The 24,247-nt window shown below is 64.3% G+C and carries 25 protein-coding genes; 11 read left to right on the forward strand and 14 right to left on the reverse strand.

All coding sequences use genetic code 11. From position 1 onward, the window contains the following. Both LJ738_RS16850 and LJ738_RS16855 read right to left on the reverse strand, forming a co-directional pair. Positions 1 to 420: a hypothetical protein gene (locus tag LJ738_RS16850; RefSeq protein WP_227787542.1), complete on the reverse strand. Its 420-nt coding sequence runs from the start codon at positions 418 to 420 to the stop codon at positions 1 to 3. 58 nt (positions 421 to 478) lie between these two features. Then, the gene (locus LJ738_RS16855; RefSeq protein ID WP_227787543.1) at positions 479 to 1,159 is read right to left on the reverse strand and encodes a hypothetical protein; all 681 of its coding nucleotides are present in this window, start codon (positions 1,157 to 1,159) and stop codon (positions 479 to 481) included. Between the two features lie 248 nt (positions 1,160 to 1,407). On the opposite strand from LJ738_RS16855, the gene LJ738_RS16860 reads away from it, so the two are divergent. After that, on the forward strand, positions 1,408 to 1,794 hold the full coding sequence (locus LJ738_RS16860) for a hypothetical protein (protein WP_227787544.1): 387 nt from the start codon (positions 1,408 to 1,410) through the stop codon (positions 1,792 to 1,794). An 83-nt stretch (positions 1,795 to 1,877) separates the two neighbouring features. Further along, the gene (locus LJ738_RS16865) at positions 1,878 to 4,460 is read left to right on the forward strand and encodes a toprim domain-containing protein (protein ID WP_227787545.1); all 2,583 of its coding nucleotides are present in this window, start codon (positions 1,878 to 1,880) and stop codon (positions 4,458 to 4,460) included. A 60-nt stretch (positions 4,461 to 4,520) separates the two neighbouring features. On the opposite strand, the gene LJ738_RS16870 is transcribed toward LJ738_RS16865, so the two are convergent. The 12 genes from LJ738_RS16870 to LJ738_RS16920 all read right to left on the reverse strand — a co-directional run bounded on the left by LJ738_RS16870 (position 4,521) and on the right by LJ738_RS16920 (position 15,425). Then, positions 4,521 to 4,748, reverse strand: a complete 228-nt coding sequence (locus tag LJ738_RS16870; protein WP_227787546.1) for a hypothetical protein — start codon at positions 4,746 to 4,748, stop codon at positions 4,521 to 4,523. Positions 4,749 to 4,873: 125 nt separating this feature from the next. After that, the gene (locus LJ738_RS16875; RefSeq protein ID WP_227787547.1) at positions 4,874 to 5,230 is read right to left on the reverse strand and encodes a DUF6799 domain-containing protein; all 357 of its coding nucleotides are present in this window, start codon (positions 5,228 to 5,230) and stop codon (positions 4,874 to 4,876) included. A 282-nt stretch (positions 5,231 to 5,512) separates the two neighbouring features. After that, positions 5,513 to 5,722 (reverse strand): heavy-metal-associated domain-containing protein, encoded by a 210-nt coding sequence (locus LJ738_RS16880; protein ID WP_227787548.1) that lies wholly within the window; start codon positions 5,720 to 5,722, stop codon positions 5,513 to 5,515. Between the two features lie 143 nt (positions 5,723 to 5,865). Continuing rightward, a complete protein-coding gene (locus LJ738_RS16885) occupies positions 5,866 to 6,207 on the reverse strand; it encodes a four-helix bundle copper-binding protein (protein ID WP_227787549.1) in 342 nt (113 codons plus the stop codon). Positions 6,208 to 6,267: 60 nt separating this feature from the next. Then, positions 6,268 to 6,909: a helix-turn-helix transcriptional regulator gene (locus LJ738_RS16890; protein WP_227787550.1), complete on the reverse strand. Its 642-nt coding sequence runs from the start codon at positions 6,907 to 6,909 to the stop codon at positions 6,268 to 6,270. 347 nt (positions 6,910 to 7,256) lie between these two features. Continuing rightward, positions 7,257 to 7,514, reverse strand: a complete 258-nt coding sequence (locus LJ738_RS16895; RefSeq protein WP_227787551.1) for a heavy metal-binding domain-containing protein — start codon at positions 7,512 to 7,514, stop codon at positions 7,257 to 7,259. A gap of 75 nt (positions 7,515 to 7,589) precedes the next feature. Then, positions 7,590 to 8,981 (reverse strand): heavy metal-binding domain-containing protein, encoded by a 1,392-nt coding sequence (locus LJ738_RS16900; RefSeq protein ID WP_227787552.1) that lies wholly within the window; start codon positions 8,979 to 8,981, stop codon positions 7,590 to 7,592. After that, positions 8,974 to 10,374: a heavy metal-binding domain-containing protein gene (locus LJ738_RS16905; protein WP_227787553.1), complete on the reverse strand. Its 1,401-nt coding sequence runs from the start codon at positions 10,372 to 10,374 to the stop codon at positions 8,974 to 8,976. The genes LJ738_RS16900 and LJ738_RS16905 overlap by 8 nt, the downstream gene beginning before the upstream one ends. Then, on the reverse strand, positions 10,352 to 11,617 hold the full coding sequence (locus tag LJ738_RS16910; protein ID WP_227787554.1) for a TolC family protein: 1,266 nt from the start codon (positions 11,615 to 11,617) through the stop codon (positions 10,352 to 10,354). The genes LJ738_RS16905 and LJ738_RS16910 overlap by 23 nt, the downstream gene beginning before the upstream one ends. Positions 11,618 to 11,620: 3 nt before the next feature. After that, positions 11,621 to 13,513 (reverse strand): efflux RND transporter permease subunit, encoded by a 1,893-nt coding sequence (locus LJ738_RS21345; protein WP_262907722.1) that lies wholly within the window; start codon positions 13,511 to 13,513, stop codon positions 11,621 to 11,623. After that, on the reverse strand, positions 13,506 to 14,861 hold the full coding sequence (locus LJ738_RS21350) for an efflux RND transporter permease subunit (protein ID WP_262907723.1): 1,356 nt from the start codon (positions 14,859 to 14,861) through the stop codon (positions 13,506 to 13,508). Before LJ738_RS21350 ends, LJ738_RS21345 begins: the two co-directional genes overlap by 8 nt. Positions 14,862 to 15,029: 168 nt before the next feature. Beyond that, complete coding sequence (locus LJ738_RS16920; RefSeq protein WP_227787555.1) at positions 15,030 to 15,425, reverse strand: HYC_CC_PP family protein; 396 nt, start codon at positions 15,423 to 15,425, stop codon at positions 15,030 to 15,032. Between the two features lie 362 nt (positions 15,426 to 15,787). Between LJ738_RS16920 and LJ738_RS16925 the strand changes: the two genes are divergently transcribed. The 9 genes from LJ738_RS16925 to merTP all read left to right on the forward strand — a co-directional run bounded on the left by LJ738_RS16925 (position 15,788) and on the right by merTP (position 24,242). Next, positions 15,788 to 18,055, forward strand: coding sequence for a heavy metal translocating P-type ATPase (locus LJ738_RS16925; protein WP_227787556.1), 2,268 nt, complete (start codon positions 15,788 to 15,790; stop codon positions 18,053 to 18,055). A 12-nt stretch (positions 18,056 to 18,067) separates the two neighbouring features. After that, positions 18,068 to 18,445, forward strand: a complete 378-nt coding sequence (locus LJ738_RS16930; RefSeq protein WP_227787557.1) for a cupredoxin domain-containing protein — start codon at positions 18,068 to 18,070, stop codon at positions 18,443 to 18,445. After that, positions 18,445 to 19,080: a helix-turn-helix domain-containing protein gene (locus LJ738_RS16935; RefSeq protein WP_227787558.1), complete on the forward strand. Its 636-nt coding sequence runs from the start codon at positions 18,445 to 18,447 to the stop codon at positions 19,078 to 19,080. Before LJ738_RS16930 ends, LJ738_RS16935 begins: the two co-directional genes overlap by 1 nt. Before the next feature lie 96 nt (positions 19,081 to 19,176). Continuing rightward, positions 19,177 to 19,809, forward strand: coding sequence for a DUF305 domain-containing protein (locus tag LJ738_RS16940; protein WP_187455417.1), 633 nt, complete (start codon positions 19,177 to 19,179; stop codon positions 19,807 to 19,809). Between the two features lie 198 nt (positions 19,810 to 20,007). Beyond that, positions 20,008 to 21,255, forward strand: a complete 1,248-nt coding sequence (locus LJ738_RS16945; RefSeq protein ID WP_187455418.1) for a hypothetical protein — start codon at positions 20,008 to 20,010, stop codon at positions 21,253 to 21,255. Positions 21,256 to 21,354: 99 nt separating this feature from the next. After that, entirely contained in the window at positions 21,355 to 21,690 is a 336-nt protein-coding gene (locus LJ738_RS16950) for a helix-turn-helix transcriptional regulator (RefSeq protein WP_187455419.1), read from the forward strand. After that, positions 21,684 to 22,976, forward strand: a complete 1,293-nt coding sequence (locus tag LJ738_RS16955; RefSeq protein ID WP_187455420.1) for a type II toxin-antitoxin system HipA family toxin — start codon at positions 21,684 to 21,686, stop codon at positions 22,974 to 22,976. Before LJ738_RS16950 ends, LJ738_RS16955 begins: the two co-directional genes overlap by 7 nt. A gap of 268 nt (positions 22,977 to 23,244) precedes the next feature. Continuing rightward, positions 23,245 to 23,616, forward strand: coding sequence for an ArsR/SmtB family transcription factor (locus LJ738_RS16960; protein ID WP_187455421.1), 372 nt, complete (start codon positions 23,245 to 23,247; stop codon positions 23,614 to 23,616). Continuing rightward, the gene (merTP, locus tag LJ738_RS16965; RefSeq protein ID WP_187455422.1) at positions 23,613 to 24,242 is read left to right on the forward strand and encodes a mercuric transport protein MerTP; all 630 of its coding nucleotides are present in this window, start codon (positions 23,613 to 23,615) and stop codon (positions 24,240 to 24,242) included. The genes LJ738_RS16960 and merTP overlap by 4 nt, the downstream gene beginning before the upstream one ends. The last annotated feature ends 5 nt before the right edge of the window (positions 24,243 to 24,247 follow it).

Raw genomic sequence — 24,247 nt, forward strand, 5'->3', positions numbered from 1 at the left:
TTAGCGTACGCCTCCGTCGCCACCGCCCACGGCGCTGACCAAATCGTCCTTGAAGAGCTGGAAGCCGAACCACAGAATCACGCCGCCCACCAGCCAGCCCAGGGAGCCCAGCGCATCCGGCGCGCCCTGCACGAACTTCATCACCACGCGAATCAGGCCCACGATGAGCACAATGGCGAAAATCACCTGCACGATGCTCACCACGGTTTCCTGCACGCCTTCGAGCGCGGCCGCGGCGCCCCCGCCGCCGCGCTGGGCACGGGCCGGGCTGGTGGCCAGGGCCAGGGTGGTTAGTAGGGCGGCCGCACGCTGCTCGGCTTTGGAAGGCTGGTAGGTCTGGCCGGCGGCGGCCAGCGTGTGCAGGGTTTCAGTGGCCGTGGCGGCGTGGGTACGGGCTCGGGACAGCAAATTGGTTATCATAGAAAGGGGTAATTGGTGAAAACAGGGTGCTTATCTCCCCGAGAAGCAGGTGTGGCAGTCAGGAGGGTTGGGCCGTGGGGATGGGGCTGCCGGCGCCGGGAAACAGGCCGCTCAGAGCGGCGCGCTGGGCCGAAGCATCGGTACACATGCGGGCCCGCCGCTGCTGGCGCAGGGCGATTTCGGCGGCGCGGTTGGCCTGGTCGTTGGGCGTGGGTGCCGGTGCGGTGATAGGGTTGTGGAAGAGGGCTTCCGCCGGCTCCTCATCAGCTTCCGGTAAGGGCTCAGGGGTTGGCGCAGGCGCCGCTGCATCTTCCTGGGCATCCAGCAGGGAGGCCAGGGCGCCGGCCGCGTGGCGAATGGAGGCCGGACGGGGCGCTTCTTCAGCTGGCGCTTCGGGGCCGACTTCAGCTGGTTCCTCAATAGCAGGCTGTGGACTCGCGGCAGGGAGTGCTGCTTGCTCTTCCTCGGCAGCGTGCGCGGGCTCCGGGGCAGGCAGGTCTTCCCGGGGAAGGAGCCGGGCCAGGGCCTCCCCGACTTCGGTGGCAGCTGCTGCTTTCCCGGCCGGCTTGGCGGTGGCGGCAGTGCCGTAGTGGAAGGAGCGCAGGGAATGATGGTTGTGGGTGGCCAGCACGGCAACCGGAGCGGCCGGCTTGCCGCTGCCCTTGAAGCGCCACCACAGCAGCGCGGCCAGGGCACCCAGGGCCAGTATCACCACCAATAAGAGTATTCCGGAACGCATACCGGCCCCTTACGGCAAGAAGCGCAACAGTGTTAGCAAAAAGTTAGTGAAAACTTAAAGAACACTTGGTCGTATGAAGCGGCTACCAGCGAAGCAGCATCCTGCTGATTTCCTCTTCGGATTTGTGGGGAGGCAGAAGATTTGAGTTTTTCCCCGATGGCGTTGCGGCTTCTAAGCCCGATATGCGTCCTTTGGGGTATTGCTCCGATACTTCACCCCCACTGCCCCCGCAGTGTGCCCTCCTTCGCATGGTACCTTCTGACCACCTATCCGCCCCGTTGGGCTTTCCTGACCTTAGCCTGTCCGCGCCCTACAGTGAGTGCCTGCGCTACGTGCAGTTCCGTCTCAAAGCCCTTGCCCAGGGTGATTTAACCTCCTTTTGTGCCCAGCATGGCCTGACTTATACCAACGTCGTCAACCTGAAGAACGGCAAGCTCAAGCGCGACGAGCCCCGGCTGGTGCAGCGCGTGCTGCGCGCCCTGGCCCTGCCCACGGAAATCGTGCGCATCGACATTGGCAGCGGCGCCAACCAGTACGTGTTCGGCAGCGCCGAGCTCCTGGCCCAGTTCCGCGAGCAGCTGGCCTTCTTCGACGCGGCCGCGCAGCGGGCCGGTACCCCGCCGCCGACAACCTAACCCCGGATAGCTTTCCTGCTCGGGCCCGCTTGGGGTGCGGGGAGGAGTCGGAGCTGTCCGGCTCCACTCCCCCAGCCCACCCCATGAACGCACCCCGGGAAAACGACCCCACCGAGCTCGACCGCTTCAAGCGCGACATTGACCTGGTTGACTACGCCCAGCGCCAGGGCTACACCATCAAGAAGGAAAGCCGGCGCGGCGACTGGCACCACCTGGTCAAGGATGACGAGCACGTCATCGTCACCCGCAAGGGCGACCACCAGGTGTACCTGAATACCGGCGACGACCGCGACGCGGGCTCCATCATCGACTTTGCCAAGACCAGGGGCGGCGACGGCCACGGCCTCAACCTCGGCCAGGTGCGCCAGCAGCTGCGCGAGTACCTGGACGGCGCCCCGGCCCCGGCCCGCCAGTATGCGACTCAGTACGCCACCCCGCCCGAAACCGCGCGGCTGAGCAACCTGCCCGTGGGCGACCCGGAGCAGGCGGCCCGGCAGGCCGAGGAAGAGCGCCGCACCCGCCTGATTTCCGAGGTGCTGGGCGTCAAAAAAGAGCTCACCGACCGCAGCTACCTGCACGGGCGCGGCATTACCGATGCGACGCTCGACAGCCCGGCTTTCCAGGGGCGCATCTTCACGGCGCAGCAGAACGAGCACAGGAACACGGCCTTTCCGCTCTATAATGAAAACGGGCTGGCCAGCGTCGAGCAGAAGAACGAGCACTACAAAAGCCTGCTGCCGCTGCCTAAAAACGGCATCTGGGTGTCCCACCCCACCGACGGCAAGGACACCCCGGTGGAGCGCGTGGTGGTGAGCGAGTCGGCCATTGACTCGCTTTCGCATTTCCAGCTCAAGCACGGACAGGACTCTAAGAACACGCTTTACATCGCCACCAGCGGTACGCCCACTGAGGCGCAGGTGGCGCTCATTCAGCGGGTGATTGACAAGCAGGAGCCGAAAGAGGTGGTGCTGGCCAATGACCGCGACGCCGGCGGCCGGCAGTTTAACATCAATTACCTCAATGAGTTGCAGCCGGCCCGCCCCTTCGCGCCAGTGGGCGAGCAGGATGCTTACAAGGAGCCCACCCGGCCCATCGAGTGGCACGCCACTTCCGACAAGTATCACGTGAGTCTGAAAGTGAGCTTCCACCACGACACGCCCGCGCAGGGTGACCAGCAGGTGCAGCAGCTCAGCGAGCGGGTCGCTAAAATCAACAGCACCCAGGAAGCGGGCCCTTCGCTGGCCGCTGAGGTGACGCGCAGCACGGACCGCCTGACGGTCGTGCGAATGAGCGTGGCGCGCGCCGATGTCATGCAGCTGGAAGTAGTAGCCCAGGAGCTTTACCGGCAACGGGAGCAGCTGCGGCCATTGCCGGAGCGCCAGCCGGGAATCTTTCTACGGGTGGATTATCCACTGGCCAAAGACTTCAGCAAAGAGCTGGAGTATACCAACCAAGGCCTGAGCGCCGACCAGATTCGGGCCGCCGCCCAGCGCGAAGAGCAGCAGCGCGAATCGGAGCGCCAGCAGCGGCTGGCCGAGGCCCAGCGCCAGGAAAAAGAACAGCGGGAAGCCGAGCGCCAAGCCCGGCGCGAGCGGGAAAGCAGCCCGGAAGCGCAGCAGGAGCGGGCGCAGGCTGACCAGCGGTTTACGCAGGCGGTGGTGGGCGCCGCCACCGAGGAAAACCGCCCCACCCGCTCCTACCGCAGCGAGCAGGAGGCAGCGGAGCACACCGCGCAGTTCGTGTACGCCCGGGACGCCGGCCTGGTACTGCTGAAAGAGTACATCCACGACAATCCCCCGCCGGCGGGCCGCAAAGTCGATGAAGCCGAGCGGGAAGAGCTGCTCGCCCGCGCCCGCCACGCCGAGGCCGCCGTGGGCGTCAACTCGCCCACGGCAGCAGTCACCGGGGAGAAAACCGTGACGTGGAAGGTGGATGAGCTGCAGCCCGACACCAGCGGGCGCGCGGAGGCCTGGAAAGCAATTCTGGATAATTCCGGCTACTCCATGCAAACGAGTGCGGTCCGCAGCACCGTGGATGAGCAGGGCATCCGGCGGGCAGAATTTGACATCACCTACCGCAACGACCAGCCGGATATTGCCATCATTCACGCCATCGTGACCAACACCACGGCCCGCGCGGAGGCCGGCCATGAAAAGTATGCCGGCGTGAACGTAGTCGAGTCCGAGGCGGACCGGGCCGCCCGGCAGCAGGCCGCGGCAGCCGCCGCTATTCAGCCCCACAACCGGGACCGGAGCCTGGATGTGGCTGCCAAGCCCGATATCGATACCCCGACGGCAGAAAAGGAGGCCGCCCGCCCCGCGGCCGCGGGCAGCGAGAAGCTGGTAGTTATCAAAGTGGACGAGCCGGCCGTAGCACGCGGCGAGCGGGGCCAGGCCGAAGCGGTGCAAGCGGCCCTTACTGCCAGCGGCGCGAAAGCCGGCGAACTACATAGTGCGGTTGACGCCGCAGGCATCCGGCACTCGGAGATGAAGGTCTCTTACCGCACCGACCAGCCTGAGCTTGCCCAGGTGAGCCAGGCGCTCGACGCCGTGGCCCGGCAGAGCGGCAACCACGTGCTTGAGCACGGCAGCGACCGGGCCGAGCGGCAGGAGGCTGCCCGCCACAGTCAGGAAGGTCGGCCAGCTCCGCAGCAGTTGGAGCGGTAATGGTCGTGGGCTAGCAACGAATTGACCGCCTGATAATGGCTTGGCTTGAGGGCTGAAAGCCTATGCGTAGCGCCGACGCGGTGCCCGCCAGCTTAGTGCGCCGCAGTTTCCGACCGGCTTTGGCGCAGCGTCGTGGCCGCCCGCCGGGCTATGGTCCATTTTTCCGTGGTCCATCTGGCTGTGGTCCATTTTGTTGTGGTCCATCGGCTGCGGGCCGTCGCCTGCGGTAGTGGGCGCAGGCGCGGACAGGGGGCGTTGGGCCATGGCGGGGTCGTGGGAGTGAATCATCCGGTGGGGAGCTAGGCGAAGAGTAAAAAAAAGCGGACTCGCGGCCAGCCGCGAGTCCGCTAGTCAAAGAAGTAGTTTCAACGCTCGCGGCGGTTAGCCGCGACCACCGAAACCGGACCTGCCGACTACATTTTCATGCCGTCCATTTTGTGGTGGCCTTTCGAGCCGGCGGGCATTTTCATCTTGCCGCTCATCATCATGCACTGGCCGTCCTTCATTTTCATGGTGGTGCCATCCTTCATTTTGCAGGTGCCATCGGTCATGCACACGGTGCCATCGGCCATGGTCATGTCGGCGGTCATCGGCATCATCTTGCCGCCTTTCATCATCGTCATCTTGCCGTCCTTCATCATACAACAGTCCTGGTGCGACGACTTGGTGGCGGAATGCGCGTGGGCGGCCTTCGGGGCAGTCTGGGCGAGCGTTACATTGGTCAGGCCGGCAATCAGGAGGGTGGCCAGCAGATAAGGGAGCTTTTTCATGGGAGGGGGAAATGATTGTTATGGGGGAACGGGTGCGTAACTGGCCGGACCACGAGCTACTCGTTCACCAAGAGTAGCGCAAGGTGCAGGCGCGGAACCAGCCGTGTCAAAGGTCCGCCGGGGCTGGATGGGATGCCATGACAAGCGCGGGGCTAATGCGTGAGCTTTGTCATGTTAGCCGACCCGGCGGTGCTTGTTGCGAAATCGATGGAATTCAGCAGGTGAAACCTCATTAAACCAAAAACGCCCGGCTCAGCCGGGCGTTTTTGGTTTAGCAAAGGATTAGGCCGCTTGAATTTTAAAGCCGGCATTTTCCACGGCCTGCACGACTTGTTCCGAAGTGAGCTGGTCGGAACTGACGGTCAGAATCTTATCGGGGTTGGCCGTGTCGACCTGCCAGTTGCCGGCTCCGGCTTGCTGGTTGAGGGCGGGCGTGACGGCTTTGATGCAGCCACCGCAGTTGATGTTGGTTTTGAATTGCAGGGTTTTCATGACGAGTTGAGTTAAGGAACCCGCACCGGGTTCGTGCCAATACAACACGCAAAGCTGCGGCCAGAGTGGCACGCCAGGGGTATAGAATTGCGCAGGGGACTTGCATGATTTCCCGTCACCCGGCCGTCAGCAGAACAATAGGCTTAGGCGGCTACTTTCATCCCCGCGCGGCAGGCTGCTTCGCAGCGGCGGCAGGCCTCGGCGCACTCCTTGCAATGCTGCATGTGGGCACCGTGCTTTTCGCACTCGTCGCCGCAGGCCTTGCACACTTCGGCGCACTCGCGCAGCAAATGCGGGCCGTGCTCCGAGCCACGGGCAATCAGGCGGGCCGTCAGGGCGCAGACATCGGCGCAGTCGCGGTCGAGGCTAATGCAGCGGGCCATCATTTTGACGTCTTCTTCTTTGAGGCAGGCAGTGGCGCAGTGCTCGCAGGCGGCGATGCAGGCGTTGAGGGCGTCGAGGAGGGATTGGTTCTGAGCGTGCATGGTTCAGCGGGTTAGAAGTGGATGGCAATGCTTTACAACTCCACCTTATACCCCCTAAGTCTACGCTGGTTTTGCATCAATTGCCCCGTGGCTTGCATCATTTGGCGCTAACAGCAAAGCAGTGTCCTCTCCTAGCTGCTGCCGGAAGGCCGAGGGTGAGCACTGCGCGAACCGCCGAAACTGGCCGGAAAAGTGCGCCAGGCTACCGTAGCCCAATTGCCGGGCAATATGTCCGATGTCAAGCCGGGAAGTAGCCAGCAATTCCTGCGCGTAAGCCAGGCGTTGCCCGGTGATGTAGCTAATGAGGCTTTCGTGGCCAGGCAGCTGGGCAAAAGCCGCGTGCAGGTCGCGGCTGGCCAGACTCATTTCCCGGGCCAGGGCAGGAATGAATTCGCGGTGCCGCAGCGTGTCGGAGCGCCGCAGCAGCCCGGGCACGGCCAGCTTCACCCGGTCAACCAGCGCTTGCGCGGGGCTTTCCAGCAGCGCAAAGCCGGCAGTGGCCAGCGCCTGGCGAATGCACTCCCATTCCAGCTGCTCGGCTGGGCCTGCGACTATCGCCGCGCCCAGCCGCACCTCCAGCACCCGCAGGCCGATGCTTTCCAACTCTCGCCTTACTACCCGAATACCCCGCGAGCAGACCATGTGTTTGATGTATAGTACACAGCGCTTCTCGTCCGACGCAATAGCTGATAGGGTGGGCATGGGCAACGGTTTAAGTAAGGGTGGGGTATCCCGGCCTAAGGGTGGTTGGAGCTCGGTAGAGTTCGACCCTGGGGCGGACTGTTTGAGCGCGCAGAATAGCACGGCAGCCAGCGCGTAATGCAGGCTAGGCAGAGCAGGGCCTACTGTCAACCACGCTCCCTGATTGAGGAGGAAAACCAGGAAAAAGGAAGTAAGATTGGCCAGGTCCCGCCCGCCGTGGCCGGAATCCCTTAATGTGATTCCTATACTTCGGCACCGTACCGACCGCATTTAACGAGCCGATATGGTGCCGAAGTAAGGGCCTGTTTAGCTCCGGGAAAAGGCCACCAGTGGCTTAGTCCGGGGCTCTATTTCTTTACCAGGTCCATGCCGCACTTGGGGCACTTGCCGGGCGCGTTGGTAATGACTTCCGGGTGCATGGTGCAGGTATAGGTTTCGGCGGCTACGCCCGGGCCGGGGTTACCCGCCGGCTGGGCGGTGCTATCGGCGGCGGTGCTGGTGCCGGTTGCCGTGCTGGTTTCGGCCGTGCCCTTGTTGTCGGAGCAGGACGAGAGAGTGGTGGAAAGGCTGGTGAGCACCAGGCCGAGGAAAAGGAGCTTTTTCATGAATGTTGAGAAAGGTGATTAAGAAAAGTGCTGAACCGCAGCACCACAACGGGTTAAGAAATGGTTTTCGGCGGCTTACATGGCCATGCCGTTCATGCTATCGGTGGCACCCTGGCGCAGGGAATATTCGCTTTGCAGCAGGTAGGCCCCCGACACGACGACCCTGGTCCCGGCCGGCAGGCCCGCCGTGATGGGCACGCTGCGGGCCGAGCCCTCGCCGGTGCTGACCCGCACGCGGCGGTACTGCCGCGCGCCGGTTTGCGTCCAGAGATAGCTGTTCTCGCCGTCGCGGATAAGGGCCTCCACGGGCACGCGCAACGCGGTTTGGGCGGCAGGGGCCGTCGTTGGGGAATCGAGCAGGACGTTGGCCTGTGCCCCCGGCAGCAGGCGGCCTCCGGGGTTGGCCAGCTGGATGCGGGCCAGGGTGACCTGGCTGCTGCCGTTGAGCTCGGGACTCAGAAAGACGACGTTGCCCCGGAGGGAGCCGGACTCCCCGGCCACCTGCACCGTGACGCCCTGGCCCAACGGCAGCCGGGCCACGTCCTGCGGATAGAGCTGTGCTTCGACCCACACGGTGGCCAGGTTGGTGAGCGTCACCAGGGGGCTGCCTTCGGTCACGTATTGGCCCTGCACGACGTCGAGGGTCTGCACGGTGCCAGTCGTCGGGCTGTAGTACGTGACTACCGGGTTGGGCCGGCCCCGGGCGCCCAGCTGCCGGAGCTGCGTGGCACTCAGGCCTAAGAGACGCAGCTTTTGAGCCGTAGCCTCGGCGAATTGCCGGTAGGCGCCGCCCTGCTCGCGGCTTTGGGCCAGGGCGAGCAGGTACTCCTGCTGCAGAGCCTGCAGCTGCTCGCTGTACACGGAAAACAGGGGCGCACCCTTCCGCAGCGGCTGCCCGGTTTGGCGTACGTACAGGTGCTCGATGCGCCCGGCCACCCGGCTGCTCACGCTCTCCGTTTGCAGGGCATCGGCGGTGATGGTGCCGGTGAGCACGGTTGGCGCGGGCATTTCGGACGGGCTGGCACCGATGACCTGCGCGTGAATGTTGCCCAGCGTTACCTGCTGCGCGGTCAGCGTCAGGTCCGCGCTGCTGGCCGCGGCGCTTCCCGCCGGAGTCGGCTGCCCGGCCTGTTTTACGAGGTCCATGCCGCAGATGGGGCACAAGCCGGGTTTGGCCTGGTGGACCTGCGGGTGCATCGGGCAGGTGTACACGGCCGCGCTGGTAGCAGCCTTTTTAGCTGCTGGCCCCGTTTTGACGGCTATCAGGTCCATGCCGCAGATGGGACACTTGCCGGGGGCATCCTCGTGAATCTGCGGGTGCATGGAGCAGGTGTAGGATACCTTCTCCCCCACCGCCCTTTGGTCGGTGGGCTTGGTTTTCTGGCAGGCCGCGCTGCTGAGCGCCACCAGCAGCACCAGTAGCCAACGGGCAGTAGCAAGCCGCCAAAAGGGTTGCAGGCTAGTCATGGGCGGGCGAGTTTGGGGCGGATGAGGTTTGCAGAAAGCTTTCGCTGTCGACCAGGTACTGGCCGTTGGTGGCCACGTCTTCGGTGCCGCTCAGGCCCTGCCGGATTTGCACCTGCGTGCCCGTGCGCTGGCCGACCAGCACCGTGACGGGCACGAACGTGGGGCCGCGCCGCACAAAGGCGACCTGGCGGGTGCCGAGGTCCACGACGGCGGCGCGCGGCAGCCACCAGCCGCTGGTGGCCGCGCTCGTCAGCCGGGCGGTGAGGCGGGTACCGCGCCGCAGCAGCCCCTTGGGGTTGGGCAACGACACGCGCACGGCCGGCGTGCTGGCCCCGTTCCGGTAGGTGGGCTCGACCAGCTCCACGCGGGCGCTCAGGGGATGGGTGGGGTCCCCATCCACAAGCACCTGCAGCGTCTGGCCGGGGCGCAGCTGGGCCTGCTCGCCGGGCCCGGGCTGGAACAGGCCCCACACCTGCGCGGTGTTCATGACCTGAAACAGGGTCTGCCCGGCGCTTACGTAGCCGCCTTCCTGCAGCGTGAGCGCCGTGGTTGGTGGGGAAGCAGATGCGGTGGCGGGGGCTGCTTCGCCCGAGCCCATGGCCGAGGCACCACCCATGCCACTACCAGCCGGGGCGCTGGCTCCGCCCATGCCGGCGGGAGACGGCGGGGCTGGTGACGCTGCGGCCACCGCGTTTTCGACCACGTACCCGTCGTAGGGACTGAATACGGCCACCCGGTAGTCGGGGCGTCGGGTGCGGGCCAGGGCGCGCAGCTGGCTTTCGCTCAACCCCAGCAGGCGCAGCTTCTGCCGGGCCCCGTTGACCAGGACCGTGTTGTCGGCGTCGTTGCCCAATAAGAAGATGTACTCCTGCTCGGCCGTCACCAGTTCGGGGCTGTAGAGCTCCAGCAGCGTCTGGCCTTTGCGCACGGGCTGGTAGTTGAAGCGCACGAGCAGCCGCTCAATGCGGCCTCCCACGCGGGCGGCCACGGCCCGGCTCCGGCGCGGGTCGTAGTCGACCACGCCGGGCAGGGTGAGCGTATCAGCAACGGCCCCCGAAGTGGGCCGCACGGTGGCGATGGCTGACACCACGGACCCGTTGGGTGACGTGACCAGGTGGCTCAGACCCGCGCCGGCCGTGTCGGCAGCTGCTTGGGTTGCGCCGCTGGCTTTGGGCACCAGGTCCATGCCGCAGATGGGGCACTGGCCGGGCGCGTCGCGCACGATTTGCGGGTGCATCGAGCAGGTGTACAGCTGCGCGGCGGCCGTGCCCACCGGTTGTGCGGGGGCCTGCCCGGCCGGACCATGGGCCTTGCCTTTGCAGCCGGCCAGCAGCGTGAGCAGCAGCACTACCTGCGCGCCGGCTCGCAGTTTATTGCTCCAGTTCCTGGTCATAGCGCACGTGTAGGTTCATGAGTTCGGTTTGGGTGTCGAGGTACTGCAGGCGGGTTTGCAGCCAGGTCTCCAGGGCTTCGACCACGGCCGGCAGCTGGGCCGTGTTCTGCTGGTAGGCCAGCAGCGTCACCTGGTAATTCTTGCGCAGCGCGGGCAGGATGCCCTTTTCGTAGTTTTCCACCTGCTGGCGCTTAGTGCGCAAATCCGACTGCAGCGTGGTGATGCGGCCGGCCGCTTCGGTGAGCAGGCTGGCCCGCTGCTGCTGCACGGCCTGGGCCTCGTAGCCCAGGGCGGCGGTGTTGGCCTTGTACTCGCGGGAGGCCCACGGGGCGATGGGAAGCGTGACCATGCCCATGAGGGAGAATTGGTTGGGCGTGACGCCCAAGCCGTTCATGTGGTCGTAGCGCACGCCGAAGTCGGGGCGGCGGCGGTTGGCTTCCACGTTCTGGTTGAGGCGCAGCACGGCCAGGGAGCGGTCGAGGCTGCGCACGTCGCTGCGCCGGCGGGACAGCGCCGCCGTATCGGGATAAGGACCGGCGAAGGCGGTGGGCAGCAGCGTGTCCACGGCAAACTCGCCTTCCGGGTCGCGGGCCATCAGCGTGTTCAGGGCAATGGTGTTCTGCCGCAGCTGCCCGTAGAGCTGCTCGTGGTCGTTGCCGTGCATGGCCAGCCGCGCCTGCGCCTGGTAGATGCTGCCCAGGGTGCTCTGGTTGTAGGGGTAGCGGGCCTGCGCCACCTTCAGCAGAAAGGCCAGCAGCTCCTCGCTTTCATCGAGCACTTTGAGCTTCTTCTCCAGCAGCACGCGGCCGTAGTAGAGGCTGCGGGCCTGCGCCCGCATCTGGTTGAACATCGCCGTTTGGTCGGCCTGGTCCACGGCGGCCTGGCCGGCCAGGTATTCGCGCTTGGCCCGCTGCTTCACCGGGTTGGGAATCATCTGCTCCACCGATACCATCTGCATGCCCTCGCCTTGGCCGTTGTTCATTTCCTTGATGGGGCGCTGGTTGTAGGGCGTCATCCAGTAGCCGGCGCTCACCTTGGGCGCTTCCCAGCTGCTGGCGCCCGCCACGGCGGCCTGCTTGGCCTGGGCGCGGTAGCCGTACTGGCGCAGGGCCGGGTTGCGGCGCTCCACGGCCCGCAGCACTGAATCCAGCGGCAGCACCTGCTGGGCCCGAAGCGGCTGCCCGGCCAGGAGCAGCAGGGCCGGCAGTACACAGTATCTAAGTTTAGCGAACATGACTTTCATGGCTTAATGCTTCACGGCCAGCACGTCGAGCTTGCCGAACTTGCGGAGCTCGTACTCCTTGGTCATGAGAAAAATCAGGGGCGTGACCAGCAAAATGTGGGTCGAGGAGGTGAACACCCCGCCAATCATGGGCAGCACGATGGGCAGCATCACGTCGGAGCCCGTGCCCGTGGCCCAGAGCACCGGCACCAGCCCGAACAGGGCCACCGACACGGTCATCAGCTTGGGCCGCAGCCGTTTGGCCGCCCCGTGAAACACGGCGTCCCGCAAATCCTGTTTCGTGATGGTTTCGCTGGAATTGCCCTTGGCGGCCACCAGCTGCTGCATGGCGTCGTTGAGGTAGATGACCATGATGACGCCCGTTTCCACGGCCAGCCCGAACAGGGCGATGAAGCCCACGGCCACCGCCACCGAGAGGTGCACGCCGTAGAAATACACCATGTACGCCCCGCCAATCAGGGCGAAGGGGATGGTGACCAGGCTCAGCAGCGCCTCGCGCACCGAGTGGAAGGCGAAGTACAGGCAACCAAATATTACCAAAAGCACGATGGGCAGGATGAACAGCAGTGTCCGCTGCGAGCTAATCAGGTTCTCGTACTGCCCGCTCCACTCCAGGTAGCAGCCGGCCGGCAGCTTGCCCTGGATGCGCTGCACCCGCTCCATGGCTTCCTTCACGGTGCCGCCCAGGTCCCGGTCGCGCACGTTGAAGAGCACCGCCCCGCGCAGCTGCGCGTTCTCGGAGTTAATCATCGGCGGGCCGTTCACGAAGCGCAACTTGGCCACGGCCGAGAGCGGCACCGGCCCATAGGCGGTGGTCTGGATGGGGATGCGGCCCAGCGCGGCCACGCTGTTGCGGAAGTCTTCGGCCAGGCGCACGTTGATGCTGAAGCGCCGCCGGCCTTCCACGGTAGTAGCGACGGGCGCCCCGCCGATGGCCGTTTCCACCACTTCGTTCACTTGGTCCACGCTCAGACCGTAGCGGGCCAGCTGCGGCCGGTCAATATCAATCTGCAGGTACTTGCCGCCGGTAATGGGGTCCACGTACAAATCCTGCACGCCGGGCACGCCGGTGAGCGCCGCCCGCACCCGCTGCGATACCTGGTAAATGGTATCAAGCTGCTGGCCATAGACTTTTACGCCCACGTCGGTGCGCACGCCGGTGCTCAGCATGTTGATGCGGTTGATGATGGGCTGCGTCCAGCCGTTGACCACGCCCGGAATCTGCAACTTTTCGTTGAGCTCGGCAATGAGCTTGGCCTTGGTCATGCCCGCCCGCCACTCGGCGCGGGGCTTGAGCTGAATGATGGTTTCAATCATGCTCAGCGGGGCGTTGTCGGTGGCCGTGCTGGCCCGGCCGGCCTTGCCGAGCACGCCGGCTACTTCGGGCACCTGCTTGATAATCTTGTCCTGCACCTGCAGGATGCGCTTGACCTCCGTGTTCGACACGTCGGGCTGCGTGATGGGCATGAACAGAATCGAGCCCTCGTCGAGCGGGGGCATGAACTCGGTGCCCAGACTCAGCAGCAGCGGGATGCTGATGGCCAGCAGCAACAGGTTGATGGCGATGGTGGTCTTGCGCCAGGTCAGGCACCAGTTGATGAGCGGGGCGTACACCCGCTCCAGGCCCCGGTTGATGGGATTCTGCTCCTCGGTTTTGAAGGTGCCCTTCATGAAAAAAGACAGCAGTACCGGGGCCAGCGTCACGGCCAGCACCGCGTCGATGAGCAGGATAAAGGTCTTGGTGTAGGCCAGCGGGTGAAACAGCTTGCCCTCCTGCCCGGTGAGCAAAAATACCGGCAGGAAGGAAGCCACGATGATGATGGTGGAGAAGAAGATGCCCCGCGAGACCTGCTGGCTGGACTTCTCGATGATGGCGAGGCGCTCGTCGTTAGTCATGGCGGACGGGTTCAGGGGTGGAAATAGAAGCGGCGGCAACGGGCGAAGAATCAGGCGGAGCACCCGCCGCGGCGGCTTCTTCGGCGGCCTGGTGCAGGGCCAGGTTGCGGTAGGCATTCTCGGCCATCACGATGCCGTTGTCGACGATGACCCCGATGGCCAGGGCGATGCCGGTGAGCGACATGATGTTGGAAGAGATGCCAAAGGCGTTGAGCAGAATGAAGCTGGCGGCGATGGTAATGGGGATTTGCAGCAGGATGCTCAGGGCGCTGCGCCAGTGAAAGAGGAATACCAGCACCACCAGCGACACCACGGCCATTTCCTCCAGCAGCGTGTGCTGGATGTTGGCCACCGACTCCTCAATCAGCCCACTGCGGTCGTACACGATGTTGAACGACACGCCCGCCGGCAGGCCCTTGGCTACCTCCGTCATCTTGGCCTTCACACGGGTAATCACGTCGTCGGCGTTTTCGCCGTAGCGCATCACCACGATGCCGCCCACCACTTCGCCCTCGCCGTTGTGGTCGAAGATGCCCAGGCGGCTCTCGCCCGTCATCTGCACCGTGCCCAGGTCCTTGAGCCGCAGCGGCACCCCGCCGGCGCGGGTAAGCACCGGCACGTTTTCCAGCGTGGCCACGTCCTGGATGTAGCCGCTGGTCTTGATGATGTAGCCGACACTGGCCTGCTCAAACTTGCGCCCGCCGGCCTCATTGTTGTTGCTGCGCACCGCGGCCAGCACCTGCGGCAGCGTTACGTTGTAGTAGGTGAGCTTGGTGGGGTCCACCGTCACCTGGTACTCGGGCTGAAAGCCGCCGAAGCTGGCCACCTCGCTCACGCCGGCTACGGTTTGCAGGCCGAACTTCACGTACCAGTCCTGCAGGGCGCGCTGCTCGCCCAGGTCCAGCTTAGGGGCGTTGAGCGTGTACCAGAGCACGTGGCCCACGCCGGTGCCGTCGGGCCCGAGGGTGGGCGTGATGCCGGCCGGCAGCAGGCGCTGCGCGTAGTTGAGCCGTTCCAGTACCCGCTCGCGGGCCCAGTAGATGTCCGTGTTGTCGTTGAAGATGACGTACACGAAGCTCATGCCGAACATGGAGGCCGCGCGCACGGCCCGCACCTGGGCCAGCCCCTGCAGGTTGGTCACCAGCGGGTAAGTCACCTGGTCTTCGATAATCTGCGGGCTGCGGCCCATCCACTCGGTGAAGACAATGACCTGGTTTTCGGACAGGTCGGGGATGGCGTCAATCTTGCTGGCCCGCACCGAAAACGCGCCCCACACGAGGAGCCCGGCGGCGACCAGCAGCACCAGCACCCGATTCCGCAGGGAAAAGGAAATGAGTTGCTCTATCATGGAGAAACAGCAGGAAAAGCGAAGCGTCGGCAAGCCGGAAACCCCAGCGGGGACCTCGGCGGGCACCGTGGGCACAAAGGCCCGGACGCGGGGGCGGCCCGACCGCCGGGGCCGGACGCACCAAAGCCCCAGCGCCAACCAGCGTGGGGAACAGAGCAACCCGAAAAGCTAGACTAAAAAGGCGTGCCCGCGCACGTAGGCCGGGCACTCGGGCGGCGGGGCGGCGTGCAGCTGCAGGTTGACGGCCGGCTCATCGGCCGGATAAGCCATTTGCGCGAGCTGCCAGACCAGCCGCAGCACGGCCGGGGCCGGCACCACGTCGGGGGCCTGCAGCTGGAAGTGGGCGGCCGAAAGCTTGATGTCCTTCAGCGCGCTGCTCACTTTCTTATCGTGGCAGCAGCGCCCGGCGGGCTTGCCCGTGTCCTGGCAGCAGCAGTTGGTGTCGCTGCCTTGCGCCACCGAAACCGCCGTCAGCTCCTGCCCACAGAAGTGCATGCTGTACACCAGGCCGGGGCTGGACAGCAAATAGCTAAAGAGCAGAAACAGACTAACGAAACGCTTCACGCAGGAATGGGTCCAGGGAAACCCGGATTGTTTGCAAAGTACGGGAACCCCGCCCAGATGTTATTAACAGGATTTCTCCGCAATGGTGCAAGATTCTTCATCCGCCAGGTTGTCGCCCTACCCGATGCTGCTAAGGTCGGCTCAACCAGGAAGACGCCGGACGTAGCCGGCAAAAGGCGCAGGAATCAAGCGCGGGGCGGAAAAGAATGAGCGCATTGGCGGTAAGCTGGCCGTCAAATTATGCAATTCTGCGGCGGTATTTAGTACCAACTTCGCCCTTCGGCAGCCGTTCCTTTGTAGCGTGATTATGGGCTTTCGCCAACTGGCTAAACCGCTCAAAAACCACTCCTTACGCCGCTTTTATGGAACCTGCCACCAAAACCGAAACCCTCGACATCGAAGGCATGACCTGCGCCTCGTGCGCGTCCGCCGTCGAGAAGTCGCTCAGCCGTACGCCCGGCGTGCAGCGGGCCATGGTCAACTTTGCCACCGAGAAGGCCACCGTGGACTACCTACCCACCCAGGCTTCCCCGGCTACGCTCAAGGAAGCCGTCATTAACGCCGGCTACGGCGTAATGGAGCGCGCCCCCGACACCAGCGCCGCCGAGCGCAGCGCCGAAATCGACCGCCAGAAGGCCGTGGCTTACCAGAAGCTCAAGCGCCGATTCGGTGTGGCCGTGGGCCTGGCCGTCATCATCATGCCCCTGAGCATGCTCATGCTCTGGCCGGCCATGATGGCGCGCATTAACATGCAGTGGCTCAACTACGCCCTGCTGCTGCTCACCCTGCCCGTGCTGGGCTACAGCGGGCGCGAGTTCTACGAATCGGCCTGGAACGGCTTCAAGCACCGGGCCGCCAACATGGACACGCTTATTGCCGTGGGCACCGGCGCGGCCTTCCTCTACAGCCTGGCGGCTACCGTAGTGCCCGGCTTTTTCACCAGCCGTGGCCTGATGCCCGAGGTGTACTACGACACGACGGCCACCATCATTGCCCTGATTCTGCTGGGCAAGGTACTGGAGCTGCGCGCTAAAACCCAGACCTCGGCCGCCATGCGCAGCCTCATTGGCCTGCAAGCTAAAACCGCCCGCGTGGTGCGGCCCGATGGCGCGGAAGTCGACGTGCCCATCGAGCAGGTGCAGCTCGGCGACTTAGTGGTGGTGCGCCCCGGCGAGAAGGTGGCCACCGACGGCCTCATTACCGAAGGTAGCTCGGCCCTCGACGAGGCTATGCTCACGGGCGAAAGCCTGCCGGTGCAGAAGCAGGCCGGTGACCCGGTATTCGGGGCCACGCTCAACAAAACCGGCTCCTTCCGCTTTCGGGTGACCAAAGTGGGGGCCGACACCATGCTCTCGCAGATTGTGAAGCTGGTGGAGGATGCCCAGGGCAGCCGCGCCCCCATTCAGCGGCTGGCCGATAAGGTCAGCGCCATCTTCGTGCCCACGGTGGTGGTCATTGCCATTCTCACGTTCGTGCTGTGGTTTGATTTGGCCCCGGCCGGAACCCGCCTGCCGCTGGCGCTGGTCAACTTCGTGGCCGTGCTCATTATTGCCTGCCCCTGTGCGCTGGGGCTGGCCACGCCCACGGCCATCATGGTGAGCACCGGCAAGGGCGCGGAGCACGGCGTACTCATCCGCAATGCCGAGGCGCTGGAAAAGGCGTACCAGGTAAACACGGTGCTGCTCGATAAAACCGGCACCATTACCCGCGGCGAGCCCGCCGTAACGGATTTCTGGACGCTGCCCGACCAGGAACATAACCGACTGCTGCAAGTGGTGGCCGCCGTGGAACGCCAGAGCGAGCACCCGCTGGCCGAGGCCGTGGTGCGCCACGCCGAGGCGCAGGGCGCGGCCAGCCTGACGGCGACCGGCTTCCGGGCCGTGGAAGGCAAAGGGGCCGCCGCCACCGTGAGCGGCCAGGCCGTGCTCATCGGCAACCGCCGCCTGCTGGCCGACGAAAGTGTGAACCTTCCCCCCACTCTCATTGCCCAGGCCGAGCAGCTGCTGAGCCAGGCCAAAACCGTGCTCTACATCGCCGTGGCTGGCCAGGCCGTGGGCCTGTTAGGCGTGGCCGATACCGTGCGCGACACGTCGGCCACGGCCATCAAAAAGCTGCAGGCTCTGGGGATTGAGGTGGTGATGATGACGGGCGACAACGCCGAAACGGCCGCCCAGGTGGCCGGGCAGGTGGGCATCACGCGCTTCTTCGCCGAGGTGCTGCCCGCCGATAAAGCCGGCAAGGTGAAGGAGCTGCAGGCCGAAGGCCGCATCGTGGCCATGGTCGGCGACGGCATCAACGACGCGCCCGCGCTGGCTCAGGCCGACATCGGGCTGGCCATCGGCTCGGGAACCGACGTGGCGATGGAGGCGGCCGGCATCACGCTCATGCGCTCCGACCTGAACGGGGTGGTGACGGCCATTGAGCTGAGTCGCCAGACCATCCGCACCATCAAGCAGAACCTGTTTTTCGCCTTCGTCTACAACACGCTGGGCATTCCCGTCGCGGCCGGGCTGCTGTACCCCTTCTTTGGCATCCTGCTCTCGCCCATGCTGGCGGCCGGGGCCATGGCCCTGAGTTCGGTGTCGGTGCTGACCAACTCGCTGCGCCTGCGCTCCTTCGACAATCATTAATTCCGCTCTGCTATGGATACCCCCGCCATTATCGTCACCGTCGCCGGCCTGGCCCTTGCTGGGTTTGTGCTGTGGTACTTCTTTTTTTCGGCCCGCCAGACGGCCAGCGCCGTGTCTACTTCCGGCGGTGTGCAGGAGGTGGCCATCACCGTAAAGGGTGGCTACTCGCCCGACGTGATTGAGGTAGAGCGCGGCAAGCCCGTGCAGCTGAGCTTCTACCGCGACGAGGAAAACAGCTGTTCGGAGGAGCTGCTGATGCCCGATTTCAGCATCCGCCGCGACCTGCCCGCGTTCAAAACCACGCTGGTGGAGTTGCTGCCCAAAGAAGTCGGGACATTTACCTTCACCTGCGGCATGGGCATGCTGCGGGGTAGCTTAGTGGTGAAATAATGCCGCACCCCATGAAAGCCGATGTCAGCATCGCCCACGTCCTGCCGCCGCCCGGTTCGCACCGGCTGCTGATTAAGAACATGGTGTGCCCGCAGTGCATCCGGGTGGTGCGCGAGGAGCTGACGGCGCTGGGCCTGACGGTGCACCGCGTGGCCCTGGGCGAAGCCGACGTAAGCACGCCCGACGGGGCGGCCCCCGACTGGGCAGCCATCCGGGCCAGCCTGCAGGATGCCGGATTCGAGCTGCTGGAAGACCCCCGCGACCAGCTGGTAGACCGCATCAAAACCCTGCTGGTGGCCCTGATTCACTACCCGCCGCCCGGCCCGCGCCTGCTCAACTACTCGGCGTACTTGGTGGAACACCTGAGCAAGGACTACCACTATCTTTCCCATTTGTTCTCCGCTTCCGAAGGCCTCACCATTGAGAAATTCATCATCCGCCAGAAGGTGGAGCGCGCCAAGGAGCTGATTGGCTACGGCGAGCTGCCCATGGCCGAGGTGGCCCAGCAGCTGGGCTACAGCAGCCCGGCGCACCTCTCGCGCCAGTTCCGGCAGGTGACCGGCCTCACCCCCACCGAGTTTCAGCGGCTGGGACCCGCCAGCCACGCCCGCCGCAGTTTGGACTCGCTGATTTGAACTGGAAATTATGTAAGTCGGGGTCTCACTGTTATAAATCCTGGGAAGAGGCGGTCCGTTTTAGCAATCTAAAAACCATCCTCCCAACTTGATTTTATGAACAAGCTATTTCGCCTTCCCCTGCTGGCCCTGCTGCTGGCTTCCGTTACGCTCGTTTCCTCGTGCAACAAAGACGATTCTGACAGCCTGAAAGTGCAGGCCCACGACCAGAACACCATGATGACCCTCATGCACGACATGATGAAGAAGATGGATGCCATGACGAAAACCCAGGACCCCGACCAGGACTACGCCATGATGATGGTGATGCACCACCAGGGAGCCATTACCATGGCCCAGGAGGAATTGAAAAATGGCAAGGACACCCAGATGCGGGACCTGGCCACGCGCATCATTGCCGCGCAACAGGCCGAGATTACGCAGTTTAACGCGTTTTTGGCTGGGCACCGGGTGGAGACGCCACTCGTACCGGCGTTTAACACGCGCCAGATGATGGCCATGGATAAAATGATGCGTGCCAACGACCTGCGCGTTATCACCGGCAATACTGACCGCGACTTCGCCCAACTGATGCAGGACCACCATCAGAGCGCTATCGAAACTTCGCAGGCCATTCTGGACCTAGGCCGGCACATGGAAACCAAGGCTCTGGCCCAGCAAATTATTGATTCCCAAATGATGGAAATAAAGGAGATGCAGGAATGGCTGCTCAAGAATAAGGGCTACTAAGGCCCCGGCGTTTGCGCTACCTGGCAGAAGCAGCGGGCCCCGATGGCCCGCTGCTTTTTGTTTTTCCGGTTTCGCTGCGCCGGCTATATACCCATCCCACGGGCGCTCCGAACGGCTGGCCGTGGGAGTTGGCCCCGCTTATTGGCGGCCCCCGGGATTCTGCGCATCTTCGTGATTCCATTTATCCCGTTCCCTTTTATGTCGGCCGCACTACCGCCCCTTATCCAGCAATACAAGGCTGATTCCGAGTCTGTTTACAACACCTGGTTCATCAACAACGAGGAGCGCCTGAAGGCCTTCCGCTCCATCCGGCGCGGGGTGCAGCAGGTGGTCAAGGACATCAAGGCCGGCAGCTTCGGCAACGACTTCAAGGGTACCTCGCTCGAATTCGTGCTCAGCGTTATCAGCGAGCAAAAGCAGGTGTTCCAGGGCGCGGCCCACCCCTTCTACTGGAAGCCCAAGCTGCGCATTCCCGATATTTACGAGCACGAGGATAACAAGCGGGCCTTTGGGCAATTTCTGGAAAGCTGCCTGGCCGCCACCACCGAGCAGCAACTGCTCAAGGAAATTGACATTCTCGACCGCCGCAAAATCAAGGGACTGGGGCCGGCCGTGGCCAGCATCCTCTACTTCCTGCACCCGACCCTGATGCCGCCCTGCAACACGGCCATCGTCAACGGGTTCAACGCCTTGTTCGGGGAGAAAATCAAGCTCGGCTCCTGGTCGGAGTACCTGCGGATGCGTGACCGGCTGCGCGACCTCAACCAGGAGCACCGCCAGCATCTCAGCCTCGACTACGGCGCGCTGAGCGGGCTGCTCTTCGACGTGGGCGTGAAAAAGATGATTGCCGGCGACCAGCAGTTTGCCACCGACGAGGACCGCGACAAGTACCAGCAGCAGGCCCAGAAGCGCCACAAAGAGGTGCAGACCGAGGCCCAGGAAGAAAACCAGCACACCGAGATGCAGCACCACCTGCTGCGCATCGGCAAGGCCTTGGGCTGCGACGTGACCACGGCTATCAACGACCGCAACCGCCTCTGCGGCGGGCAGAAGCTCTCGTTTCTCTGCCTCGACCAGCACCCCGAGCTGCCGGTGCCGGCCGATGTGGCCAGTACCATCCGCCTGATTGACATCGTGTGGTTTGCGCCCGGTACGAGTAGAGTGGTGGCGGCCTTCGAGGTGGAGAAGAGTACCAGCATCTACAGCGGCATCCTGCGCCTGACGGACCTGGCGTTTTCCATGCCCGAGAACGAAACGGCATTGTACCTGGTCGTGCCTGATGCCCGCGAGAAGGAGGTACAGGCTCAGCTCTCGCGGCCAGCCATCCGGGCCGCCGGGGCGACTATCCACTACATTCTGTTTTCCGAGCTACGGCAGCATTGCGAGGCGCTGTGCAAGTTTGGGGACTCGCCTGCGGCCATGCGGAAGATTGCAAGAGGAGTTTAGGGTGCAGGTTTCGCTGCTCAGCACAGCAGGGTCAGGTATTCTGTTGCACAAACGCAACAAAGACGTTATATTTGACCTTCTTTGTTGCGCCTATACAACATGAATTGGTACTCTCTTTCCGACTTGGCCATCCTGCGCGAGCTGGGCAGCAGCCTGCGCCAGATTCGGCTCAACCGCAACCAGTCCCAGCAAGCGGTGGCCGACGCCGCGGGCATTGACCGGGCCACGCTGAGTCAGATTGAGCACGGCCGGCCCACCTCGCTGCTCACCTTCGTGCAACTGCTGCGCACGTTGGAGCAGCTCGATTTGCTGGATAGCCTGGTGACCAAAGCCGAAATCAGCCCCCTGGCGCTGGCCCGCCTCGCCAAAAAGCAGCGCCGCAACGCTTCTCCCGCCTCGTCCACTCCTCCCCCACCTCCACCCGCTGAATGGTAGACCTCGCTTTTGTTCGCTTGTGGGGCCAGCCGGTCGGAGTCGTGCGTTGGGACGCGGCCCGGTCGCTGGCCACGTTTGCCTACGACCCCGGCTTTGTGAAGTCCGGCCTGAACGTGGCGCCACTGCAGATGCCGCTGACGGCCCGCGCCGACCAGGTATACGCGTTTCCGCGCCTGAACCCCGACACCTACCACGGCCTGCCCGGGCTGCTGGCCGATGCGCTGCCCGACCGGTTCGGTAATCAGCTTATTGACGCCTGGCTGGCCACGCAGGGCCGCGCCCCCGCCGACTTCTCGCCGGTGGAGCGCCTGTGCTACATCGCCAACCGCGGCATGGGCGCCCTGGAGTTCGAGCCCCAGGTGGGCAATGTGGCCGCGACGGGAGGCGAATCCCTGGAAGTGGCTGCGCTGGTGGAGCTGGCACAGCAGGTGGTCGGGCAGCGTGAAGCCTTCCAGGTCAACCTGCGCGACGGGGCAGCTGATGGGTTAGCGGCCCTGCTGGCCGTGGGCACCTCGGCGGGTGGGGCCCGGCCCAAGGCCATTATTGCCTTCAACGAGGAAAGCGGTGAGGTGCGCTCGGGCCAGGTGAAAGCCCCGTCCGGTTTCGGCTACTGGCTGCTCAAACTCGATGGCGTGCGCGACCTGGCCCTGGCCGACCCCCAGGACTTTGGCCGGCTGGAATATGCCTATTACCTCATGGCCACCGCCAGCGGCCTGCAGATGAGCGAGTGCCGCCTCTACGAGGAAGGGCCGCGGGCGCACTTCATGACCCGGCGCTTTGACCGGACCGCGGAGGGGGAGAAAATCCACGCGCAGACCCTGTGCGCGCTGGCCCACTACGACTACAACCAGCCCGCCTATTCCTACGAGCAGGCCTTCCAGGTCATGCGCGACCTGCGGCTGCCCTACACGGCGGCCGAGCAGTTCTTTCGGCGAATGGTGTTCAACGTGGTGGCCCGCAACCAGGACGACCACACCAAGAACATCTCGTTTCTGATGGATACGGCGGGTCAGTGGCAGCTGGCGCCAGCCTATGATGTCGCCTACGCCTACCAGCCCGGTAACCGCTGGACCAGCCAGCACCAGATGGCCCTGAACGGCAAGCGCGACGGCTTCACCCGGACCGACCTCAAGGCCGTGGCGCGGGAAATGAACATCCGCGGGGCCGACGAACTCATTGACGACGTGCTGACGCACGTGGCGCGGTGGCCGGAGTTTGCCGCTACGGCTGGCATGAGTGAGGAACGCACTGCCGCGATTGCGCAAGCGCACCGGCAAGTAAAATAGCTGGGAGCCGGGCAGTTGTCACCCGAACTACTATCGGAGGCTCTCCTCTGCGGGCAGGATGCTTGGGCTTGTAAAATAAGCGAGCGAATGTAATGGGTGCGTCAGCGCCAGCAATGGACAAACTGCCAGGGAGCAGGATTTCATTATCAGCTGCTGGGTAACCAGCATGAAAGCGAAAAGCGGCAAACGAGGCCTGATTCGGTTTTTTGATTCTTATTTAAGCGTTTGCTTAAATAAGAAAGTAGTAATTTTGGGGAAATCAAGAGTTATGGCCGCTTCCTGCATCCGCGTCTTTGCTGACGCCGCCCACATTGAACACAGCAAGCAGCGCCTGGCCGCGGCTGCGCCGGGCATCGAAGCCGTGGCCGCCGTGCTGGCCCTGGCCGGCAACGAGGTGCGCCTGAAGATGCTGTTCCTGCTGCTGGACCAGCAGCAGCTCTGCGTGTGTGACCTGGCCGACGTGCTGCAGATGAACGTGTCGGCCATCTCGCAGCACCTGCGCAAGCTCAAGGACGGGGGCGTGGTGCAGGCCCGCAAAGTCGGGCAGACGGTATTCTATACCCTGACGCCCGCCCTGCGACCCCTGGTGCAGCCCCTGCTGGCATCTGTTTCCACTTCCCTCACTGCCCCAGTCGCATGAACCATTCAGCTTCTACTCCCACCAGGTCGCTGGCCGGAACGGGCCTGCTGGCGGCGCTGGCAGCCTCGCTGTGCTGCATCACCCCGCTGCTGGCCATCGTTGGAGGGCTGGGGGGCGTCGCTTCCACTTTCGCGTGGCTGGAGCCCCTGCGCCCCTACCTGATAGCGCTGACGGTTGGCGTGCTGGGCTTCGCCTGGTACCAGCAGCTCCGGCCCGCGCCCGGGGCGGACGACGACTGCGGCTGCCCCGTGCCGGGTAATCCCTCCCTGATGCAGTCGCGTGGCTTTCTGGCGAGTGTGACGGTGCTGGCCGGGCTGCTGCTGGCATTTCCCTATTACAGTGCCCGGTTCTACCCGTCGGCGGCGCCCAAACCGGTGGCGGCGGTCCGCGCTGCCCCGGTGTGGCAAACCAGTTCCTACCGCATCGGGGGCATGACCTGCGAGGCTTGTGCCCGCCACGTCGAGCACGCCGTGCAGCAAGTGCCGGGCGTGCAGCGCGTGCGGGTGTCCTATGACCAGGGCACCGCCCAGGTACGCTTTGACTCAAAAGTGACTCCCGTTGCCCAGGTAGAGAAAGCCATCAACGGCACTGGCTACCTGGTGTTGAACCCCACCACCGCCCACTAATCGTC

It is taken from the genome of Hymenobacter plasmatis (genome assembly GCF_020711255.1).
Taxonomy (GTDB): Bacteria; Bacteroidota; Bacteroidia; order Cytophagales; family Hymenobacteraceae; genus Hymenobacter.

Excerpts from the sequence above, each read along its gene's own strand:
- LJ738_RS21345 (WP_262907722.1), bottom strand. The coding sequence starts at position 13,513 with ATGACTAACGACGAGCGCCTCGCCATCATCGAGAAGTCCAGCCAGCAG.
- LJ738_RS16930 (WP_227787557.1), top strand. The coding sequence starts at position 18,068 with ATGGATACCCCCGCCATTATCGTCACCGTCGCCGGCCTGGCCCTTGCT.
- LJ738_RS16890 (WP_227787550.1), bottom strand. The coding sequence starts at position 6,909 with ATGCCCACCCTATCAGCTATTGCGTCGGACGAGAAGCGCTGTGTACTA.
- LJ738_RS16935 (WP_227787558.1), top strand. The coding sequence starts at position 18,445 with ATGCCGCACCCCATGAAAGCCGATGTCAGCATCGCCCACGTCCTGCCG.
- LJ738_RS21350 (WP_262907723.1), bottom strand. The coding sequence starts at position 14,861 with ATGATAGAGCAACTCATTTCCTTTTCCCTGCGGAATCGGGTGCTGGTG.
- LJ738_RS16865 (WP_227787545.1), top strand. The coding sequence starts at position 1,878 with ATGAACGCACCCCGGGAAAACGACCCCACCGAGCTCGACCGCTTCAAG.
- LJ738_RS16945 (WP_187455418.1), top strand. The coding sequence starts at position 20,008 with ATGTCGGCCGCACTACCGCCCCTTATCCAGCAATACAAGGCTGATTCC.
- LJ738_RS16895 (WP_227787551.1), bottom strand. The coding sequence starts at position 7,514 with ATGAAAAAGCTCCTTTTCCTCGGCCTGGTGCTCACCAGCCTTTCCACC.
- merTP (WP_187455422.1), top strand. The coding sequence starts at position 23,613 with ATGAACCATTCAGCTTCTACTCCCACCAGGTCGCTGGCCGGAACGGGC.
- LJ738_RS16870 (WP_227787546.1), bottom strand. The coding sequence starts at position 4,748 with ATGATTCACTCCCACGACCCCGCCATGGCCCAACGCCCCCTGTCCGCG.
- LJ738_RS16880 (WP_227787548.1), bottom strand. The coding sequence starts at position 5,722 with ATGAAAACCCTGCAATTCAAAACCAACATCAACTGCGGTGGCTGCATC.
- LJ738_RS16875 (WP_227787547.1), bottom strand. The coding sequence starts at position 5,230 with ATGAAAAAGCTCCCTTATCTGCTGGCCACCCTCCTGATTGCCGGCCTG.
- LJ738_RS16955 (WP_187455420.1), top strand. The coding sequence starts at position 21,684 with ATGGTAGACCTCGCTTTTGTTCGCTTGTGGGGCCAGCCGGTCGGAGTC.
- LJ738_RS16940 (WP_187455417.1), top strand. The coding sequence starts at position 19,177 with ATGAACAAGCTATTTCGCCTTCCCCTGCTGGCCCTGCTGCTGGCTTCC.
- LJ738_RS16860 (WP_227787544.1), top strand. The coding sequence starts at position 1,408 with ATGGTACCTTCTGACCACCTATCCGCCCCGTTGGGCTTTCCTGACCTT.
- LJ738_RS16950 (WP_187455419.1), top strand. The coding sequence starts at position 21,355 with ATGAATTGGTACTCTCTTTCCGACTTGGCCATCCTGCGCGAGCTGGGC.
- LJ738_RS16910 (WP_227787554.1), bottom strand. The coding sequence starts at position 11,617 with ATGAAAGTCATGTTCGCTAAACTTAGATACTGTGTACTGCCGGCCCTG.
- LJ738_RS16855 (WP_227787543.1), bottom strand. The coding sequence starts at position 1,159 with ATGCGTTCCGGAATACTCTTATTGGTGGTGATACTGGCCCTGGGTGCC.
- LJ738_RS16900 (WP_227787552.1), bottom strand. The coding sequence starts at position 8,981 with ATGACTAGCCTGCAACCCTTTTGGCGGCTTGCTACTGCCCGTTGGCTA.
- LJ738_RS16925 (WP_227787556.1), top strand. The coding sequence starts at position 15,788 with ATGGAACCTGCCACCAAAACCGAAACCCTCGACATCGAAGGCATGACC.
- LJ738_RS16850 (WP_227787542.1), bottom strand. The coding sequence starts at position 420 with ATGATAACCAATTTGCTGTCCCGAGCCCGTACCCACGCCGCCACGGCC.
- LJ738_RS16885 (WP_227787549.1), bottom strand. The coding sequence starts at position 6,207 with ATGCACGCTCAGAACCAATCCCTCCTCGACGCCCTCAACGCCTGCATC.
- LJ738_RS16905 (WP_227787553.1), bottom strand. The coding sequence starts at position 10,374 with ATGACCAGGAACTGGAGCAATAAACTGCGAGCCGGCGCGCAGGTAGTG.
- LJ738_RS16960 (WP_187455421.1), top strand. The coding sequence starts at position 23,245 with ATGGCCGCTTCCTGCATCCGCGTCTTTGCTGACGCCGCCCACATTGAA.